Source organism: Methylobacterium sp. E-005, from assembly GCF_022829725.1.
Lineage (GTDB): Bacteria > Pseudomonadota > Alphaproteobacteria > Rhizobiales > Beijerinckiaceae > Methylobacterium.
On record NZ_JAKSYG010000028.1, the window covers coordinates 23,104 to 40,793 of the forward strand.

Below are 17,690 nucleotides of genomic sequence, written 5' to 3' on the forward strand. Positions count from 1 at the left end.
TGGAAAAAGGGCTGAGCTGTTGTCATCGAAGGCGAAAGTAAGCGGGTGCCGGGCTGCACGAACGAGCGCAGTCTCATGCCTGAAGGTTAACTATCGCTTTACCTTAATGCGAGTTATGACATTTATCACGGAACGATCTTGAGACTATTATGATCGAGATGCATTCGCTCGGGTCACGGTAGCGGCATGCGAGATGGCGGTGACCGGCGCGCGGCGCCCCGATTTCCGGTGACACTCTCGGCTCGGGTCCGAGATGTGGCTCGCACCTATCGAGCGACGATTCTCGATGTGAGCTCGGGCGGCCTTCTGATGGCAGTGCCGGGAGCCTTCACGGCTGAGCCTGGCACTCGGCTGGAGATCGAGGCGGTGGTGATCGGCATCGTGCAGGTGTGCGTGGTTGCGACCAGCGCGCGTGGCGTCCATCTCCGCATCGACGCCGATGCGGAGGCCTATGGCCTCGCCGTTCGAAGGGTATCGCGGATCGCGCAGTCTTGGTAGCACCGGTGTCAGGTGTTAAAGTCGAGCAACCTTGAACTTGTGAGGTCTGAGCTTCGCGCCCCATCGCTCCCGTAGCCGATGGTCCTGCTTTGCGACCGCTGCACCTGTTGGATGAAGGATGCGAGCGTGTCGCTGGGGTTCGGGCGAGCATCCGGCACCGCCGCTGACGCGTTGGCACCGTCATCCGTACCAGCGGAGGCCGACGTTCCCGTGTTCTCGATGACGTCGGCCGCCTCAAGTTCGGGCGCGCTCAGCACTTGCCGGATCACACCGGCCTGATCACCCGTGATTTGGCCGGCCGCGACTTGGTTCTCGATGAGGGCATCGATCCGGTCCCTGATCCTAGACGGGTCGAGGGCTGGTGCGGACGCTGCCGATGCCACGTCGATCTGTGTCGAGGGATCGGTCTGGCTTACTGCAACATTGCCGGTCACCTCGGATCGCTCAGTGCCCCCGTCCAGAACGCGCTGCTTCAGGGACGCGTATGATCCGGATGGCAGTCCTGAAACGGAATCCATTGTAGTACGTTCGCTAATCCGGCGGCTTCAGCATATCGTCTTGGTATGGGGTGGTAACGTTAAGGGCGGTTTAAATCGTTTCGGGGAGGACCAACTCACAAAGGCCAAACGAGCCGTCCCATCCCGGTGTCCTGAGAGATTCAAACCGGAATGTCGGCGTGATCAACCTCGTCGGTGACGACGAAGGCGGATCCGTTTATCGGGCACCGCGACTCGCCTGTACCGCGGCGCTGGCCCTGGGTGGCCTCAGCGGACGGTGCTGAGGTCGAAGTCGCCTGGGCCGCCAGTCTTGATGCAGCTCAGTCGGGAGAGATGAAGCCTGAAGGCTTCGACCCCACGCTGGGTCTCGGCAGCCTCCTCGCCGTCCCGAAAAATCGTACCCTTCCCGATGTAGTAATTCCAGCTGTCGACCTTGAGGTGATAGCGGCTGTGCCGAACGAAGTAGATCTTGTTGGCAAGTAGCCATTCGATGAGGGCGCGCGTCTCTGCGCTGTCGCCGTCATGATGGTTCGGCGGGCGCTGCTTGAGTTTGGGCATGTAAAGCTCCTCCTGTATTGAGCGATGAAGGCCCCATCCTATGGGCGCGGATCTCCCCGTAGGAAAAGTTCATCGGGGTATGGCTAGAGGAGTGATCGGAGCATATGTATTGGGAAGAGTATGTATGTTGTCGTAGGAGTTATTTGTTGTCCGTTTTGTTTCATCCTTCCTTTTCAATTCTAATTCCTAGTCAACGGATTTTCCACTGTCGACGGCGACCCTTTTAGCCCTATGGGTAGAGCGTTTCGGCTGCGGGCCCCGGCTGATCCGATGTCTACCAGCATTCGGTTGCACGGTGGCTTGAGGGATGACGGCGGGCAGCTTTAGGATCTCGCGATGGAGTGCGCGGATTTCCATGTCGCCGTAGGTGTCACTGATATCGGCGGCGGCATGGCCGAGAATCGCGCGTCCCAAATCTGCAGCCACCTCCCAGCGTCGAAACAGCGTCTTCATGCGGTGGCGCCAGGCGTGGTTCGGCTGCAGGCGCGGGTTGTCGATGCCCAGGCGACGCACCCATCGACCGAGCAACTTGGTGCCGTTGCCGCCCCGGCTGCCGAAGCGGTCTGGTTTCAGGCCGGGGAAGAGCGGGCCTGACCGGATTCCCTCTGCGAACGTGCAGAAGCCCGCCTCGATCAGGGCCGGGTGCAGGGGAACGAAGCGCTCGGAGCTCCGGGTCTTCAGGGAGCCGGCCTCGGGAGTGAAGTGCAGGCACCGGATGCCGTCGCGTTCGACCACATCCTCCCGGCGCAGCTGGCAGATTTCGTGGACGCGTGCGCCGGTATAGGCGCACAGCCACGGCACCCAGCGGTAGATGGGATCGCGCTCAGCCGCTGCCGCCCCGAGAATCAGACTGGCCTCGGCGTCGCTGAACGGGATCTTGCCCTCAGACGCCTTCGCCTTGGTCGAGACGCCGACGCGGGTCGCCGCGTTGGCGGACAGTCGCTTGTTGTCGACGCCCCATTGCAAGATGGTCCGGACGGGGCCGAGCTTGCCGTTGCGGATCGTGGAGCCGGCGAGGCCCTGGTCGAGGAGTGCCTCCTTCCAGCGGACCAGATCCACACCGCTGACCAGCGCCGCGTCGTCGTGGCCCAGGAAGGCAGCGAGCTCGTCGAGGACGCGCGGGAAGGTGTAACGCGTCTTCTCGGCGGGCTGGCGTTCCTTAATCCATCCAGTTGCCAGGTCGCGGAAGGTGATCGCCGGCCCGGACGGGATGGCCGGATCCGTCGGCCAAGGAGACAGCGGGATTGATCGATCGCCAGCCGGCGCTGGATGTCCGTAGTTACCCCGGGCGTAGCGCTGCAGGGTCTCGGCGCCGCGTTGCATCGCCATGGCGATCGCCTCGGCGAGCATGAGTCGTCCAGCCTCGTCGACCTGGAGGCCCTGGGTTCTGAGGCAGGCGTCCGCCGTCGTCAGACACCACTCCTGCATAGGCCGGCGCTGCATGAACGTCAGATCGAAGGTGAGCAGGGCGGTGTCCGAAGTCGATGGTGCCGGGGACGGCGGCGCGGATGCCCAGAGATCGGCGCCGACTGCCGGATCCCAGAGCGTCTGCCGCCGCGGGTTGTCGGCGTGCTGGGCCACGAGCCAGGTCTCGATCGGCGCGGCGATGGCGTGGGCCTCTCGTTCGCTCAGCGTCTGCGGCCCCTGCTGTAGGTTCGCCCACTGACGCTCCAGGCGTGCGAGCGCCTCGGCATGGAGCCGCTTGGCCTCGACAGGATCGCGGGTGCCGAGACTCTGCTTGACCTCCAGCTTGCCGACGAGCGGACGCAGGGCGTCCGGTACGCGCTTGCGCAGCCAGTAGATGCCGGTGCGGGGATGCTTGAACGGTCGCGCCATGGCGAGGGGCATTGTGTACCACCCGTGTGTACCACAGGCAGCCCGGAAAGCCATTGCATATCAGTAAGCTACGGGATCCACGCCGCTTTCGGCGGTGGTGGCGGAGACGGAGGGATTCGAACCCTCGATACCCATTTCTGGGTATGCTCATTTAGCAAACGAGTGCCTTCAGCCGCTCGGCCACGTCTCCGGCGCCTTGGCTCTAGAAGGTCGGGCCGGGCGGGTCAACCCGATCCCGGCGGGCTGCCGCCACGCGGCGGCGCTCGACATGCTTGGCGATGCGCAGATGCCGCGAAATCGCGTAGTTCATCGCCGTCAGGAAGCCGTAGGTGCCCCGCACGAAATGGCGGCGGCCGAGATAGGCCTTCAGGAAGTTGCCCGGCAGCTCGACGAAGACGCGCCAGCTCGGAATCACCACGCCCCTGGCTTCCAGGTCGTCCGCCTGCTGGTCCGAGTAGCGGTTGAGCTTGTCGAGTTGATCGCCGAGCGAGCGCACCGAGAAATGGTGGATCACCCCCCTGAGCCGGCCCGCCGTCACCCCCGGCTCCAGAGCCACCCGGTCGTGGACCGGCGAGGCCGAGTAGCGGCCCCGGTCCTTCCGGTAGAGCCGCACCGGGGTGAGCCGGTAGGCCAGCGGGTGCGGACGCGCCTCGCCGGGGAAGATCTCGGCGATGCCGATCCGCCACGCCGACCGGCGCGGCTCCCCGGCCGCGAACAGGGCGCGGATCTCCCGGGCGAGCGTGTCCGGCACCACCTCGTCGGCGTCGAGATTCAGGAGCCAGACGTGGCGGCACTGCTCCTCGGCGAAGCGCTTCTGCGGCCCGTAGCCCGGCCAGGGATTGTGGATCACCCGCGCGCCGAGCGATTCCGCGAGCGCCTGCGTGCCGTCGGTGGAGCCCGAATCGACCAGCACCAGGTCGTCGGTCAGGTCGCGCACCGCCCGGAGCGTGGCGCCGATTCGGTCCGCCTCGTTGTGGGCGATGACGAAGATCGACAGGGGGAGGGGACCCGCGGCCCCCGCCCTGGGCCCGCCCGCCGGCGTGCCGCTCACGCCAGCCAGTCCGGGACCCGGTCGAGGGCGACGAGCGCCTCAACGTCGAGGCGCGGGCGCACCACGGCGGCGCGGTCGCCGCGCACCAGAACCTCCGGCACCAGCGGTCGCGTGTTGTAGGTGCAGGACTGGACCGCCCCGTAGGCGCCCGCGCTCATGACGGCGATCAGGTCGCCGGCCTTCACCTCCGGCATCTCGCGGTTGAGGGCGAGGTAGTCGCCGCTCTCGCAGACCGGGCCAACCACGTCGACCACATGCCGCGGGGTGTCGGGCCCCGGCGCGGCCACGGGGCGCAGGCCGTGATAGGCCTCGTACAGGGTCGGGCGAATCAGGTCGTTCATCGCCCCGTCGACGATCACGAAGGTGCGGCCCTCGCTGTGCTTCACGTAGAGCACCCGGGTCACCAGGATCCCGGCATTGCCAGCGATCATCCGGCCGATCTCGAAGACCGGCCGCAGGCCGAGCGGTGCGAAATGCGGCCGCAGGGTCGCGGCCAGTGCCGCCGGGTCGGGGGGCGGGGCGTTGTCGTCGCGGTAGGGGATCCCGAGGCCGCCGCCGAAATCGATGTGGCGCAGGGGATGGCCCGCCGCCAGCAGGTCCCGGGCGAGACCGGCGAGCAACCGCGCCGCGTCCGCGAAGGGGGCGAGATCCGTGATCTGGCTGCCGATATGCATGTCGACGCCGTGCACCGCGAGGCCCGGCAGGGCGGCCGCAGCGGCATAGACCGCCGGCGCCCGGCTGATCGGGATGCCGAACTTGTTCTCATACTTGCCGGTGGAGATCTTGGCGTGGGTGCCGGCATCAACGTCCGGGTTCACCCGGATCGAAACCGGCGCCGTGCGGCCGAGCGCGGTCGCGGTCTCGGACAGGACCGCCAGCTCCGGCTCGCTCTCCACGTTGAAGCAGAAGATGCCGGCGTTGAGCGCGGCCTCCATCTCGGCGCGGGTCTTGCCGACGCCGGAGAACACGACCTTGCCGGGGTCGACGCCGGCCGTCAGGGCCCGGTGCAGCTCGCCCCCGGAGACGATGTCCATCCCGGCGCCCTGGGCCGCGAGGGTGCGCAGCACCGCCTGGTTCGAGTTCGCCTTCATGGCGAAGCAGACCAGGGCGTCGTCCCCCGCGAAGGCCTCGGCGAAGACGCGATAATGCCGTTCCAGCGTGGCGGTGCTGTAGCAGTAGAACGGGGTACCGACCTCCGCGGCGAGGCCTGTCAGGTCGACGTCCTCGGCGTGCAGCCGGCCGTCGCGGTAATGGAAATGGTGCATCTCGGCCGTGTCTCGTCTGGCGCCGGGCAGGGGGTGTTTCCCGTGAAACATCCGGACCCGGAGAGCGGTCCGGAGTCCCGGCCCCCGCCCTCTACAACAGCGGATCCAGAATGAAAGGCTCCGTCGGCACACGGTAGCCCCGCCGCGCGCCGCGGCTGGTCTGGACCGGCGCGTCGGTGCCCCCCGGTGGCACGGCCGCCACCGACAGCTCATCCCCGGCGCGGACCGAGGCCGGGTCCGGCTCCGGCGCGCCGCCGCCGAGGCCGACCGACACCGGCAGGGTCCGGCGGCCGTTCACCGCGTCGGGGGCCGAAGGCGTGGCGGCCGCCGCGGGGGCGGTGGTCTGGGGCGGTTCCAGGGCGCCGCGCCGCCCGCAGGCGGAGAGCGCCAGGGCGGCGAGGCCCGCCGTGGCGAGGATCTTCAGGGCGGGGTTCGACAACATCGCGCGCGGGTCCGGCCGTCTCGGCACCGGGGCACGGGGCACCGGCGGGAGCCCGAGCTTAGCGGTTGCGGCGGCCGGGCGCGAGCGCGCCGCCGCAACAGGACGGAATCGCGATCCGCGACGCTCCCTCAGCCGCGACGGTCCCTGCTGTCCTTCGCGCCCTGCCGGCCCTTGGACGGGGTGTTCTGGCCCTGTTCGGCCTCATAGGCGTCGATCGCGCGGCGGCAGTTCTCGCTGAGCTTCTTCCAGTTCTTCTGGAAGCAGGCATCGGTGGCCGGATCGTCGGGCGCCAGGTTGCCGCAATAGGTCAGGTAGTCGCCGGTGCAGTACTTCTTCAGGGTCTCGTTGCCGCGCTTCGACTGCTGGGCCGCGGCCGGCAGCGTCAGGGCAGTGGCCGCCGCGATGGCGAGGACGAGTGGCTTCAGGCGCATGGGTATCCGTACCATCAGTCGACAAGGAACAGTGCAGAACGGGTCGGCGCTGCGATGGGGCCTTCGCGTGGTCGAAACAAGGCGGGCGGCGCGGGTTTCGGCGCGGGGCCCGGCGCGTGGGTTCGGTCAGACGCGTTCAGGCTGCGGCACCGGGTAGGCGGCCCGGGGCATTCGGCCCTGGCTCGTCACGGCGTCGGCGACCTCTGCGATTCGCCGTCGCAGATCCGCGTTTTCCCGCTCGATGCCGGCCTGTCGGTCGGCTGAGCGATCCGCAAGTGTCAGGGCCAGGGCCTCCTCGGCCGCCTTGAGGCTCGCGCGCAGATCGTCGCGCTCGGCCGCCACCGCCTTGGCGTCCGGATCGGCCGCCCGGATGCCGGGCTGCCTCAGGCTCAAGAGGGTGTCGAGGAGGTCGGCATGGGCCTCTTCCAGGGCCTGGAGCGTGGCGAGGCTCGCCGTTCCATCCTCGCGGGCCAGGGCGAGCTCGGTCTCGAGTTCCCGGGTCTTGGCCTGGACCTGGCCGATCTCGGCGTCCCGGGCCGCGACGTCGCGGGCGAGCGCGGCGACCCGCATGGTCCCGGCGCCGAGCGCCGCCATCTCGGCCTGGCGCTTGGCCTCCGCGGTCTCGGCCTTGCGCTCCAGGCGGCGCTGCTGGACCGCGAATTGCGCGCGCAGGAAATCCCGCTCGGCCGCGATCTCGGCCGGCGACAGGGGCAGGCGCGCCTCGGCCCGCCGCCGGGCCAGCCGGGCGGCGCGGGCGTTGAGCGCCGGCAGCAGCAGCAGGCCGCACAGGCTCGCCGCCAGGAAGCCCAGCGCGAAGATCATCACCGCTTCGATCACGAGGGAACAACCCGCGCATCCGGCCGGACGACCCGGCCCGTCTTCACTCTAGCCCAGGTTGATCGGAAGGGTGAAATCCGATCGTCGCGCCGATCCATCAGAACGGATTCCAGGTCGGCTCCCGGGTGAACTTCAGATAACCGACATTGATCCCCAGTCGCGCGCCGACGCCGCTGCGGATCGGGACCACGATGATCCGGTCGTTGACCACCGCGGTCATGCCGAAGCCGCCGACGAGATAGGCCGAGCCGTCAACGCCGGCGAAGCGGCGATACAGGTCGCGCACGTTCGGCAGGTTGTAGACGAGCATCATGGTGCGGGCCCCGTCGCCGCCGACATCGAAGCCGACCGACGGCCCCTGCCAGTAGATGCGCCGCTGGCCGGCATTGCGGGTGTAGAGCGTGCCCTCGCCGTAGCGGACCCCCGCCACCACGGCGCCGCCGCCCTCCTGGCCGAGGATGTAGCCGTTCGGCTCGCCCCAGCGCCGGCCCGCCTCCTCGACGGTCAGCGCGAGGCCGCGGGAGACCGAGCCGAAGAACCGGTGGCCCGACTCCACGACCTCGCCGGGGCGGAAGGTTTCGGGGGTGTCGGCATCCCCGCCGCGCGCCAGGGCGGCCCCCGGGAGGCCGAGGGCCGTCCCCAGGGGGGCGCCGAGCGCCAGGGCGAGGCCCGCGCGCAGCAGGCGGCGCCGGTCGGGGCCGCAATCGTCTCGTGCCGTCATCGTTGTCTCCTCGCCCGGTTCGATTATCGGTTCGTGCGATGGATCTGTGCCGCTCTCGGCCCGCCGGGCCCGCGATCCCGCGGGTATCCGGTCGGATGAGTCGGACCAGCTTCCGGGGGAATTCGCAAGATGTGGTTAACGCGTCCTGAGCCCGCAGCCCGCGCGCCGCGCCGGATCCGCACGGTCGCGGTCTGCGCCGCCCTGATGCTGGCCCGGCCTGCGGCCGGCGAATCGGTGGGGGCACCGCTCGTGCTGCTGACGCTCAACGGCTTCGATCCGGTCAGCTACTTCCTGGAGGGCGGGCCGGTCGCCGGGACGGGCCGGTTCGAGCTGACCTGGGGCGGACGGGTCTGGCGCTTCGCCAACAGCGCCAACCGCGAGGTCTTCCGGGACGATCCGTCCGTCTACGCCCCACGGCTCGGGGGCTACGACGCCGCCGGCATCCTGGAGGGCCGGCTGGTGGATGCCGATCCCCTGGTCTTCGCGGTGATCGGCGACCGGCTCTACCTGTTCCGGGACGCAGGGCGCCGCACCCGGTTCCTGGCCGATCCCGGCCTCGCCGGGCGGGCGGAGGCCGCATGGCCGGGCCTGCGCGACCAGCCGGACGGGGCGCCTACGACGCCGCGCTGAGCGTCGGCCGGCCGCCGCCTGTGCCGCAGGAGCCGGGCAGCGTGAGGCGCTGGGCCAGGGACGGGTCGCCGAGCGCCGCGAAGGGTCCGTTGCGGTGGTCGGGCCCGTGCTGTCCGTAGCGGATCGGGCCGCCCCCCGGCACCACCACGCAGCCCCCGGCGGCCGCCACGATGTGGTCGCCGGCCGCCGTGTCCCATTCCATGGTCGGGCCGCAGCGGACGTAGAGGTCGGCCTCACCGGCGGCGATCAGGCCGAACTTGAGCGCGGAGCCGACCTGGCGCGTCTCCATCACGGGGAGCGCGGCGAGGCAGGTCTCGGTTGCGACATCGCCGTGCCGGCGGCTGCCGAGCGCCAGGAGGCCCGCCTCCGGCACGGCCCGCGCGTGCACCGGACGCCCGGCGCCGGGGCGGCCCGCGGTCACGGGGCCCTCGACGGCCCAGGTGCCCGCCCACCAGACCCGGTCGAGACCCGGCGCCGCCAGGGCCGCGGCCACCGGGCGCTCGCCCGCCACCAGGGCGATGTTGACCGAATAGTCCGGCGTTCCGGCCAGGAAGTCGCGGGTGCCATCCAGAGGATCGACGAGGAAGAAGGTCTCGCCCGCCGTCGCCGCGGTGCCCAGTGCCCCCGCTGCGGCCACCCGCTCCTCGGCCACGACCGGGATGCCGGGGAAGCGCTCGGCCAAGGCGGCGACGATCAGATCCTCGGACTCGACGTCGGCGGCACTCCAGGGGGTGCCGTCCGGCTTCAGGGCGTGGGGGCAGGGGGCCCGGTGATAGCGGCGCAGGATCTCGCCCGCCGCGCAGGCGATCTCGGCGAGCGCCACGGCAATCCGCTCGCGCTCAGGCCCAGAGATCGTCGCCGCGCCCGTCATGGTCCCTCCCAAGACCTCTTTGAATGCCCGACCGGGGGAGGGATGTCGACGGTTTTCCGTACGCATGGGACCTCGATCCGGAATCGGGCGTCGGTCCGTCTGGGGACGGTCTCGGTCCCGATGCTGCGGCTGCCGACCGAGCGACCGCATCTGGCGTCCGGGCGGGACGCATCTCAAGGGCTGGCTGCCAGCCTCACGGACCGCCGGATCTGCGCCTGCAGGGCCTGGCTCCGGCGCCGGTGGCGGCGCAGCTCCGCCGCGAGGCTGCGCGCGTCCGGCAGGCCCAGGGCCTTGGCGATCTGCCGGGCGGCCGTCCCGGACGGCTCCCCGGCGGGATCGGCCATCACCAGCCGTTGCCATTGATAGACCGCGTCGAGGAACCCGTAGGTCTCGGCCAGGGCGTCGGCCGCCGCGTCGGGCAAAAGGCCGCGCGCCGCCGCCCCGCGGAAGGCCGCCGCCGCGCCGAGCCCGATGCAGTCCGGCCAGTCGTGCGCGTGGCTCAGCACGATGGCCTGGGCCAGGAAATCGAGGTCGAACAGGGCGCCGGGGGCGAGCTTCAGGTCGTAGGGGCCGGCATGGCTGCGCTCCCGGGCCACGAGTGCCCGCATCGCCCCCGCCTCGGCGCAGACTGTGGCCGGCTCGCGCGGGCGGGCGAGGATCGCGGCGATCTCGGCCATGACGGCCGCCCCCAGGGTGGCGTCGCCCGCCACGATCCGGGCCCGGGCCAGCGCCATGTGCTCCCACGGCTCCGCCGCCTCGCGGTGATAGGTCACAAAGCCGCTGAGCTGCACGGCCGGCGGGCTGTGGCTGCCGTAGGGCCGCAGCCGCAGATCGACCGCGTAGAGCCGGCCACGCCGCGTCGCCGTGGTGAGCGCCGCGGTGAGGCGCTGCGCCAGCCGGTTATAGGCCACGACCGCATCGAGCGGGCGCCGCCCGTCGCTGGTCCGGTTCTCGGGATCGAAATCGTACAGGAACACGAGGTCGAGGTCGGAGTCGGCGCTGAGCTGGCGCGATCCGAGCCGTCCGAGCGCCAGGACGCAGCACCGCCCCCTCGGCACCGCGCCGTGATCCTGCGCGAAACGCCGTTCCTCCGCCTCCAGGCTCAGCGCCACCGTCGCGTCGGCGATCGCCGCGTAGGCCTCTCCGGCCTGCCGGGGCGTGAGGATGCCCGAGAGCAGGCGCGCTCCGGTCACGAAGGTCATCTGCCGGGTGGCGTCCCGGCAGCAATCCAGAAACTCCTCGTGGCTCGCTGGCTGGCCGACCAGGGCCCGGTACTGCGCGTACACCGCCTCCGGATCCGGATCCGGCGTGACGAAATCCGGGTCCAGCACGGTGTCGAGGACGTGTGGGCTGAGCCCCACCGTATCGGCGAGGCGCGGCGCCGTGCCCAGGATGTCGGCAAACAGCAGGCGCAGGCGCTCGTGGGCGCGCAGGATCGCCAGCAACTCCGCCACGGCCGGCATCCGCGCGAAGGCCCGGTCGAGGGCGAGCAAGGCCGCGTCCGGATCGGCGGTGCCGCCGAGCGCCCGCAGCAGCGCCGGCAGCGTCTCGGCCAGGATCTCCCGGGCCCGCCCGGTCCGCAGGGCCGGGCGGCGGCCGCGGTGCCAGCCCTGTACGGTCTCCCAGGCACGCTCCGGCTCGCGGAAGCCGAAGGCCGCCAGCCGCGCCAGGGTCTCGGGCTCCGGCGTCTCGCCCGCACCGAAGACGAGGGCCGCCTCGGCGTCGGGGTCGTCTGCCTCGAACAGCAGGGCGTAATGGGCCTGGACCCGGCCGGCCTGATGCAGGAACGCCGCCACGAAGGAAGCCAGATCCGGGAAGCCCGCGAACAGGGCGAGCCCGGTCAGCGCCTCGGGGCCGGTCGGCAGGCGCTGGGTCTGCTCGTCGCGGACCATCTGGATCCGGTGCTCCAGGGTCCGCAGGAAGCCGTAGGCCTCGGTCAGCTCGTCCCGGGCACGTCCGTCGATCCAGCCCGCCGCGGCGAGCCCCTCGAGCATCGCCACGGTGGAGCGGCCCCGCAGGGCGGGCTTGCGACCGCCGAAGACGAGCTGCTGCGTCTGGACGAAGAACTCGATCTCCCGGATCCCGCCGCGGCCGATCTTGATGTCGTGGCCGGCCACCGCGAGGGTCTCGTGGCCGCGGACCATGTGGATCTGCCGCTTCAGGGCGTGGATCTCGGCGATGGCCGGAAAGTCGAAATGCCGCCGCCAGATGAACGGCGCAAGTTCGGCCAGGAACGCCGCGCCGGCCGGGATGTCGCCCGCGATCGGCCGGGCCTTGATGAAGGCGGCGCGTTCCCAGTTCTGGCCCAGCGTCTGGTAGTAGTCGAAGGCGAAGCCAGTGGAGAGGGCCACCGCGGTGGAGCCCGGGTCCGGCCGCAACCGGTAGTCGATGCGGTGGACGTAGCCCTCGGCGCTCCGGTCGGACAGGAGCTTCACCAGCCCCTGCGCCAGCTTGACGAAGAACGGTTTCGGATCGCCGCCGGTGGCGGAGGCCGCGGCTTCGGTCTCGTAGAAGATCACGAGATCGATATCGCTGGAATAGTTCAGCTCGCCGCCGCCGAGCTTGCCGAGCCCCAGGACGATCAGGCCGGATCCGGCCTGCGGTGCCTCCGGATCCGGCGGTCGGAAGCGCCCGGCCGCCATCCCCTGCCGCAGCAGCGCCTCGGTGGCCGCGCTCACCGACGCGTCGGCGAAGTCGGACAGCGCCCGGGTGACGGCCGCGACGTCCCAGCAGCCGCCGAGATCGGCGAGCGCCACGAGGAGCGCGTGCGCCTCCCGGTTGGCGCGCAGCCGCCGGCCGACCTCTGCCAGGTCGGGATTGGCGCCGCAGGCCGCGCCGACCGCGCGCTGGCGGGCGATGATGTCCCGGCTCGCCGCGTCCGGGGGCTGCTCCAGCAGGGCGACCAGGCGCTCCGGCGCCCGCCGGCAGGCCTGCCAGAGGAACGGGGAATGGTCGGCGAGCCCCAGAAGCAGATCGCGGCAGGCGGGCGTCAGGAAGCCCGGCGGAAGAGCGGGCGCGATCTCGGCGAGCCGGGCCTCGGCGGTGTCCCGATCCGCGACGCGGAGGCGGGGGTGGAGCGTGTCGCGCAGGGAAGCGGTCGGCATGGGGCGGGTTCAGGACGTTGGCGATCCGCCGCGACTGGACCCGCGGACCATGGGGCTAACCCGAAGGCCGACGACGCGTTTCATGCCGCATCCTTCCTGGCGCAGCCTCGAATCGCGTTGCCGAGTCGAGGCTTTGATCACCGATCCGTCAATCCCGGTAACGCTTTTCAAAGGCCGGCGTGGCGTTTATCCGTGCGGACCGGCCGTCGCCCCCGGTCCGGCCCGCCGCGCGCGCGGACTCCTCTGGGCGACGTGTACGCCGGATGCGGCGGTCGACGAACGGCCGCCCGTCGGGGCCCCGGCCCGCAGACGCCCGAACCAGATCCCCCCGGAGCCGCACCATGTCGTCCCCGAACTCGCCGACCCTGACCCTCGACGGCCTCGATCTCGCGGCCCTGCTCTGCTCCCGCGTCTGCCACGACGTGATCAGCCCCGTCGGCGCGATCGTGAACGGGCTCGAAGTCCTGGAGGACGACCAGGACGAATCGATGCGCGTCTTCGCGCTGGAACTGATCGGCAAGAGTGCCCGGCAGGCCTCGGCGCGGCTGAAATTCGCCCGGATCGCGTTCGGAGCCGCGGGATCGGCCGGTGCCTCGATCGATCTGGCCGACGCCGAGAGCGTCGCCAAGGGGATGTTCTCCGACGACAAGACCAAGCTGACCTGGAGCGCCCCGCAGGCGCTGTTCCCCAAGAACAAGGTCAAGCTGCTGCTCAACCTCGTGATGATCGCCACGACCGCGATCCCGCGGGGCGGCGTGATCGACGTCGTCGTCTCCGGCGACAGCGCGGCGCCGACCTTCGTGCTGAAATCCAAGGGTTCGCATGCCCGCATCCCCCCGCACGTGGAGGAGCTGATGGCCGGCAGCCCCGAGAGCGGCACGGTCGATGCCCATGGCATCCTGCCGTTCTTCGCGGGCCTCGTCGCGCGGGCCGCCGCCATGAATGTTCGATTCGCCATCCAGGATGATGAGGTGACGATCACGGCCGCGCCGACAGTGATCGAGGCATCCGATGAAGCTTCCGGTGAGGGTTCCGGTGAGGGTTCGAACACCACGCCGGCGTGAAATTCGGAAAAACTCTGGCGCGGGGCGGGAACTGAAACGCTTCCCTAACCGCGCCCGAGTAAGTACGGTGCGCGAGACCTTCTCTCCGTAACGAGTAGCCCCTATGGACGACCTGCTTCGCGAGTTCCTGACTGAGAGCGGCGAGCATCTCGATACGGTCGATGCAGAGCTCGTCCGGTTCGAGCAGGATCCGAATAACGAGACGATCCTGCGGAACATCTTCCGGCTGGTCCATACCATCAAAGGAACGTGCGGGTTTCTCGGTCTTCCGCGCCTCGAAGCCTTGGCGCATGCGGCCGAAACCTTGATGGGCCGGTTCCGGGACGGGCTGCCCGCCACCTCCGCCTCGGTGACCCTGATCCTGCTGACCCTGGACCGGCTGAAGGAGATCCTGGCCGATCTGGAGGCGACCGGAACCGAGCCGTCAGGGTCGGATGACGACCTCATCTCCGCCCTGGAGCGCATGGCCGAGGGAACGCCCGAGGCATCGCAGCCGGCGGCTCCCGCGCGGCCGCCCGAGCCCGTGCTGCCCGATCCGGTGGTCCGCGAGCTGAAGCCCGGCGAGGTCTCCCTCGACGATCTGGAGGCTGCCTTCCTGGCGGCCCCGGGGCCGGACGAATCGGATTTCGCGGCGCCTCCGCCCGTGGCGGCCGCCGCCCCCGTATCTGCGCCTGCTCCGAAGGCTGATTCGCAGAGCGCTCCGGCGCCGGTCGAGACTGCCGAGGTCGAGCCCGCGCGTGCCGAGAAGGCCGAGGGTGGCACCGAGGGCGAGGCGACCCCGGGCGAGACCACCGCCGCCGCCAAGAACAATCAGACGATCCGCGTGAGCGTCGATACGCTCGAGCACCTGATGACGATGGTCTCGGAGCTGGTGCTGACCCGCAACCAACTGCTCGAGATCGCCCGCCGGCACGAGGATTCGAGCTACAAGGTTCCGCTGCAGCGCCTGTCCCACGTCACGGCCGAGCTGCAGGACGGCGTGATGAAGACGCGCATGCAGCCGATCGGCAACGCGTGGCAGAAGCTGCCGCGCGTGGTCCGCGACCTCTCGGCGGAACTCGGCAAGCAGATCGACCTCGTGATGGTCGGCGCCGAGACCGAGCTCGACCGGCAGGTCCTTGAGGTGATCAAGGATCCGCTGACCCACATGGTCCGCAATTCGGCCGATCACGGGCTCGAATCGACCGCCGATCGCGTGGCGGCGGGCAAGCCCGCCCGCGGCACGATCCGGCTCGCCGCCTATCACGAGGGCGGCACGATCACGATCGAGATCGCCGACGACGGCAAGGGCCTGAACCTCGCGGCGATCCGCCAGAAGGCGGTGCAGCGCGGGCTCGCCTCCCAGGCGGATGTCGACCGGATGACCGACGCGCAGGTCGCCAAGTTCATCTTCGACGCGGGCTTCTCCACGGCGGCGGCGGTGACCTCGGTCTCGGGCCGCGGCGTCGGCATGGACGTGGTCAAGACCAACATCGAGACGATCGGCGGCCTGATCGACATCGCCACCACGGCGGGTCGCGGCACCACCTTCACCATCAAGATCCCGCTGACGCTGGCCATCGTGGCGGCGTTGATCGTGCGGGCCGGCGAGCACCGCTTCGCCCTGCCGCAGGTGGCGGTGCTGGAGCTGGTGCGGGTCGATGCCGGCGCCCAGCGGGTCGAGCGGATCAACGGCGCGCCGGTGCTGCGCCTGCGCGAGCGGCTGCTGCCGATCGTCTCGCTCACCGGCCTGCTCGGGCAGAATGCGGCCGGCACCGAGACGGAGCAGGCCGGGTTCGTGGTGGTCGCCCAGGTCGGGCGGGAACGCTTCGGCATCCTCGTCGACGAGGTCTTCCACACGGAAGAGATCGTCGTGAAGCCGATGTCGGTGAAGCTGCGCCACATCCCGATGTTTGCCGGCAACACGATCCTCGGCGACGGGGCCGTGGTGCTGATCGTCGATCCGAACGGCGTCGCCCGGCAGGTGGCGCAGGGCGTCCAGGGCAGCGGCGGCCACGCGGATGCCGACGATGACGAGGCGAACGAGGTGGCTGACAGCAAGACCACGCTCCTGGTGTTCAAGGGCGGCCAGGGCAGCTTCAAGGCGGTGCCGCTGTCGCTGGTCACCCGCCTCGAGGAGATCGAGTGCGCGAAGGTCGAGCAGCTGGGCGGCCGCGCGCTGATCCAGTACCGCGGGCGCCTGATGCCCCTGGTGCCGGCCGATCCGGCGATCACCATCAAGTCGGAAGGCACCCAGGCCCTCGTGGTGTTCTCGGACGGCGACCGCGCCATGGGGCTGGTGGTCGACGAGATCGTCGACATCGTCGAGGAGCGCCTCGACATCGAGATCGCGGCCGACCGCTCGGACCTGATCGGCTCGGCGGTGCTCCGGGGTCGGGCGACCGACATCATCAACATCGCCCACTTCCTGCCGCTGGCCTACGACGACTGGGCGCGCGGCCTGAAGCGGCCCGAGCAGCTCACCAAGGTCCTGCTGGTCGACGACTCGGCCTTCTTCCGCGACATGCTGACCCCGGTGCTGAAGGCGGCGGGCTATCAGGTGGTCACGGCGGCGAGCGCCGAGGCGGCGCTCAACACGCTCCAGTCCGATCCGGTGATCGAGGTGGTGGTCACCGACCTCGAGATGCCGGGCCGCAGCGGCTTCGACCTCGTGGCCGCGATGCGCCGGGCCGAGCCGCGGCTCGCCGCGCTCCCGGTGATCGGCCTCACCGGGGCGATCGGCGCCGACGCGGTGGAGCGGGCCCGGATCCTGGCGATCGCCGATCTCGTGGCGAAGTTTGATCGGGCCGGCCTGATCTCCGCGCTGGCCGAGCTCAGCGCCGAGACGGTCTCGAAGGCGGCCTGACCGCCGCGCCGCCCGCCCAATCTCGATCGAACCGATCATCCGGAGAGTTCCGATGCAGGCTGCCAATGCCAACGCCACCGGCGCCCAAGCGAATGGCGCCACCACCAACGGCGTCGAGACCGGCGCCACCGACGATTTCGTGACGGTCTTCGTCGGCGAGACCCTGTTCGGGCTGGCGATCGAGCGGGTCCACGACGTGTTCGTGCCGTCGGGGGTCACCCCGGTGCCGCTCGCCCCGGCCGAGATCGTAGGCCTCCTGAACCTGCGCGGCCGCGTGGTCACCGCCATGAGCCTGCGCCGCCGCCTCGGCCTGCCCGATGCGCCTGACGAGGCGGACGGCTCGAAGGCCAATCCGAAGATGGCGATCGGCCTGGAGCAGGCGGGCGAGACCTTCGCGCTGGTGGTCGACGGCGTCGGCGAGGTGCTGAAGCTCGGCGCCGACAGCCGGGAGGCGGTGCCGATCAACCTCGATCCGCGCTTCCGCAACCTCGCCATCTGCGTCCACCGTCTCGACGGGCGCCTCCTGGTGATCCTCGACGTGGACGCGCTCCTCGGCTTCACGCCTGCCGGCGCCAAGGCGGCTTGAGGGAGAGGGCCATGAAGGCGCCGCACGAGACCAACTGCTTGGTCGTGGACGATTCCGCGGTGATCCGGAAGGTCGCCCGCCGGATCATCGAGGATCTCGGCATGAACGTCAGCGAGGCCGAGGACGGCAACGCCGCCCTGGAAGCCTGCGCGGCGAACATGCCGGACGCGATCCTGCTCGATTGGAACATGCCGAACATGGACGGCTACGCCTTCCTCCAGGCCCTGCGCCGGAGCGAGGGGGGTGAGGTGCCGAAGGTCCTGTTCTGCACCACCGAGAACGATATCGGCGCGATCGCCCGGGCGCTGCGGGCGGGGGCGGACGAGTACATCATGAAGCCCTTCGACCGCGACATCCTCGCCGCCAAGCTCGAGCAGGTCGGGCTCGTGGACGACGCAGCCTGACGTTTTCGCGCCCCGCACCCGTTCCCGCATCCGCGGCCCTGTACCCGAGG

The 17,690-nt window shown here is 70.3% G+C and carries 17 protein-coding genes and 1 tRNA gene; 6 read left to right on the forward strand and 12 right to left on the reverse strand.

The features are described 5' to 3' along the window. Positions 1–186: 186 nt before the first annotated feature. Positions 187–498 (forward strand): PilZ domain-containing protein, encoded by a 312-nt coding sequence (locus MKK88_RS02235; RefSeq protein WP_243996959.1) that lies wholly within the window; start codon positions 187–189, stop codon positions 496–498. 8 nt (positions 499–506) lie between these two features. Here the strand turns inward: MKK88_RS02235 and MKK88_RS02240 are convergent, their stop codons facing one another. The 10 genes from MKK88_RS02240 to MKK88_RS02285 form a co-directional block, all read right to left on the reverse strand. Continuing rightward, positions 507–932 (reverse strand): hypothetical protein, encoded by a 426-nt coding sequence (locus tag MKK88_RS02240; protein WP_243996960.1) that lies wholly within the window; start codon positions 930–932, stop codon positions 507–509. A gap of 330 nt (positions 933–1,262) precedes the next feature. After that, entirely contained in the window at positions 1,263–1,553 is a 291-nt protein-coding gene (locus MKK88_RS02245; RefSeq protein ID WP_243996961.1) for a hypothetical protein, read from the reverse strand. A 186-nt stretch (positions 1,554–1,739) separates the two neighbouring features. Next, positions 1,740–3,401, reverse strand: a complete 1,662-nt coding sequence (locus tag MKK88_RS02250) for a site-specific integrase (protein ID WP_243996962.1) — start codon at positions 3,399–3,401, stop codon at positions 1,740–1,742. Between the two features lie 86 nt (positions 3,402–3,487). Next, positions 3,488–3,579 (reverse strand) — tRNA-Ser (locus tag MKK88_RS02255). A 12-nt stretch (positions 3,580–3,591) separates the two neighbouring features. Then, positions 3,592–4,440 (reverse strand): glycosyltransferase family 2 protein, encoded by an 849-nt coding sequence (locus MKK88_RS02260; protein ID WP_243996963.1) that lies wholly within the window; start codon positions 4,438–4,440, stop codon positions 3,592–3,594. Then, positions 4,437–5,705 carry a diaminopimelate decarboxylase gene (gene lysA / locus MKK88_RS02265; RefSeq protein WP_243996964.1) on the reverse strand — a complete coding sequence of 423 codons (1,269 nt, stop codon included), beginning with the start codon at positions 5,703–5,705 and terminating at the stop codon, positions 4,437–4,439. Before lysA ends, MKK88_RS02260 begins: the two co-directional genes overlap by 4 nt. Positions 5,706–5,796: 91 nt before the next feature. Continuing rightward, the gene (gene lptM, locus MKK88_RS02270; RefSeq protein ID WP_243996965.1) at positions 5,797–6,147 is read right to left on the reverse strand and encodes an LPS translocon maturation chaperone LptM; all 351 of its coding nucleotides are present in this window, start codon (positions 6,145–6,147) and stop codon (positions 5,797–5,799) included. Between the two features lie 128 nt (positions 6,148–6,275). Continuing rightward, positions 6,276–6,578: a 3',5'-cyclic-nucleotide phosphodiesterase gene (locus MKK88_RS02275; protein WP_243996966.1), complete on the reverse strand. Its 303-nt coding sequence runs from the start codon at positions 6,576–6,578 to the stop codon at positions 6,276–6,278. 126 nt (positions 6,579–6,704) lie between these two features. Then, positions 6,705–7,415: a hypothetical protein gene (locus tag MKK88_RS02280; RefSeq protein ID WP_243996967.1), complete on the reverse strand. Its 711-nt coding sequence runs from the start codon at positions 7,413–7,415 to the stop codon at positions 6,705–6,707. A 97-nt stretch (positions 7,416–7,512) separates the two neighbouring features. Further along, complete coding sequence (locus tag MKK88_RS02285; RefSeq protein WP_243996968.1) at positions 7,513–8,136, reverse strand: DUF1134 domain-containing protein; 624 nt, start codon at positions 8,134–8,136, stop codon at positions 7,513–7,515. Between the two features lie 129 nt (positions 8,137–8,265). On the opposite strand from MKK88_RS02285, the gene MKK88_RS02290 reads away from it, so the two are divergent. After that, positions 8,266–8,766, forward strand: a complete 501-nt coding sequence (locus MKK88_RS02290; RefSeq protein WP_243996969.1) for a YHS domain-containing (seleno)protein — start codon at positions 8,266–8,268, stop codon at positions 8,764–8,766. On the opposite strand, the gene MKK88_RS02295 is transcribed toward MKK88_RS02290, so the two are convergent. Together MKK88_RS02295 and MKK88_RS02300 are read right to left on the reverse strand one after the other, a co-directional pair. Then, positions 8,750–9,637, reverse strand: a complete 888-nt coding sequence (locus MKK88_RS02295; RefSeq protein WP_243996970.1) for a 3'(2'),5'-bisphosphate nucleotidase CysQ — start codon at positions 9,635–9,637, stop codon at positions 8,750–8,752. The two genes, MKK88_RS02290 and MKK88_RS02295, sit on opposite strands and share 17 nt — an antisense overlap. 173 nt (positions 9,638–9,810) lie before the next feature. Continuing rightward, positions 9,811–12,741, reverse strand: a complete 2,931-nt coding sequence (locus tag MKK88_RS02300) for a bifunctional [glutamine synthetase] adenylyltransferase/[glutamine synthetase]-adenylyl-L-tyrosine phosphorylase (RefSeq protein ID WP_243996971.1) — start codon at positions 12,739–12,741, stop codon at positions 9,811–9,813. A gap of 341 nt (positions 12,742–13,082) precedes the next feature. On the opposite strand from MKK88_RS02300, the gene chpT reads away from it, so the two are divergent. The 4 genes from chpT (at position 13,083) to MKK88_RS02320 (ending at position 17,640) form a co-directional block, all read left to right on the forward strand. After that, on the forward strand, positions 13,083–13,805 hold the full coding sequence (gene chpT, locus MKK88_RS02305; RefSeq protein ID WP_243996972.1) for a histidine phosphotransferase ChpT: 723 nt from the start codon (positions 13,083–13,085) through the stop codon (positions 13,803–13,805). A gap of 103 nt (positions 13,806–13,908) precedes the next feature. Further along, positions 13,909–16,650 carry a hybrid sensor histidine kinase/response regulator gene (locus MKK88_RS02310; protein WP_243996973.1) on the forward strand — a complete coding sequence of 914 codons (2,742 nt, stop codon included), beginning with the start codon at positions 13,909–13,911 and terminating at the stop codon, positions 16,648–16,650. A gap of 52 nt (positions 16,651–16,702) precedes the next feature. Then, a complete protein-coding gene (locus tag MKK88_RS02315; protein WP_243996974.1) occupies positions 16,703–17,236 on the forward strand; it encodes a chemotaxis protein CheW in 534 nt (177 codons plus the stop codon). Positions 17,237–17,247: 11 nt separating this feature from the next. Then, the gene (locus MKK88_RS02320; protein WP_243996975.1) at positions 17,248–17,640 is read left to right on the forward strand and encodes a response regulator; all 393 of its coding nucleotides are present in this window, start codon (positions 17,248–17,250) and stop codon (positions 17,638–17,640) included. The last annotated feature ends 50 nt before the right edge of the window (positions 17,641–17,690 follow it).

Excerpts from the sequence above, each read along its gene's own strand:
- MKK88_RS02235 (WP_243996959.1), top strand. The coding sequence starts at position 187 with ATGCGAGATGGCGGTGACCGGCGCGCGGCGCCCCGATTTCCGGTGACA.
- MKK88_RS02245 (WP_243996961.1), bottom strand. The coding sequence starts at position 1,553 with ATGCCCAAACTCAAGCAGCGCCCGCCGAACCATCATGACGGCGACAGC.
- MKK88_RS02250 (WP_243996962.1), bottom strand. The coding sequence starts at position 3,401 with ATGCCCCTCGCCATGGCGCGACCGTTCAAGCATCCCCGCACCGGCATC.
- lysA (WP_243996964.1), bottom strand. The coding sequence starts at position 5,705 with ATGCACCATTTCCATTACCGCGACGGCCGGCTGCACGCCGAGGACGTC.
- lptM (WP_243996965.1), bottom strand. The coding sequence starts at position 6,147 with ATGTTGTCGAACCCCGCCCTGAAGATCCTCGCCACGGCGGGCCTCGCC.
- MKK88_RS02275 (WP_243996966.1), bottom strand. The coding sequence starts at position 6,578 with ATGCGCCTGAAGCCACTCGTCCTCGCCATCGCGGCGGCCACTGCCCTG.
- MKK88_RS02285 (WP_243996968.1), bottom strand. The coding sequence starts at position 8,136 with ATGACGGCACGAGACGATTGCGGCCCCGACCGGCGCCGCCTGCTGCGC.
- MKK88_RS02290 (WP_243996969.1), top strand. The coding sequence starts at position 8,266 with ATGTGGTTAACGCGTCCTGAGCCCGCAGCCCGCGCGCCGCGCCGGATC.
- MKK88_RS02295 (WP_243996970.1), bottom strand. The coding sequence starts at position 9,637 with ATGACGGGCGCGGCGACGATCTCTGGGCCTGAGCGCGAGCGGATTGCC.
- MKK88_RS02300 (WP_243996971.1), bottom strand. The coding sequence starts at position 12,741 with ATGCCGACCGCTTCCCTGCGCGACACGCTCCACCCCCGCCTCCGCGTC.
- chpT (WP_243996972.1), top strand. The coding sequence starts at position 13,083 with ATGTCGTCCCCGAACTCGCCGACCCTGACCCTCGACGGCCTCGATCTC.
- MKK88_RS02310 (WP_243996973.1), top strand. The coding sequence starts at position 13,909 with ATGGACGACCTGCTTCGCGAGTTCCTGACTGAGAGCGGCGAGCATCTC.
- MKK88_RS02315 (WP_243996974.1), top strand. The coding sequence starts at position 16,703 with ATGCAGGCTGCCAATGCCAACGCCACCGGCGCCCAAGCGAATGGCGCC.
- MKK88_RS02320 (WP_243996975.1), top strand. The coding sequence starts at position 17,248 with ATGAAGGCGCCGCACGAGACCAACTGCTTGGTCGTGGACGATTCCGCG.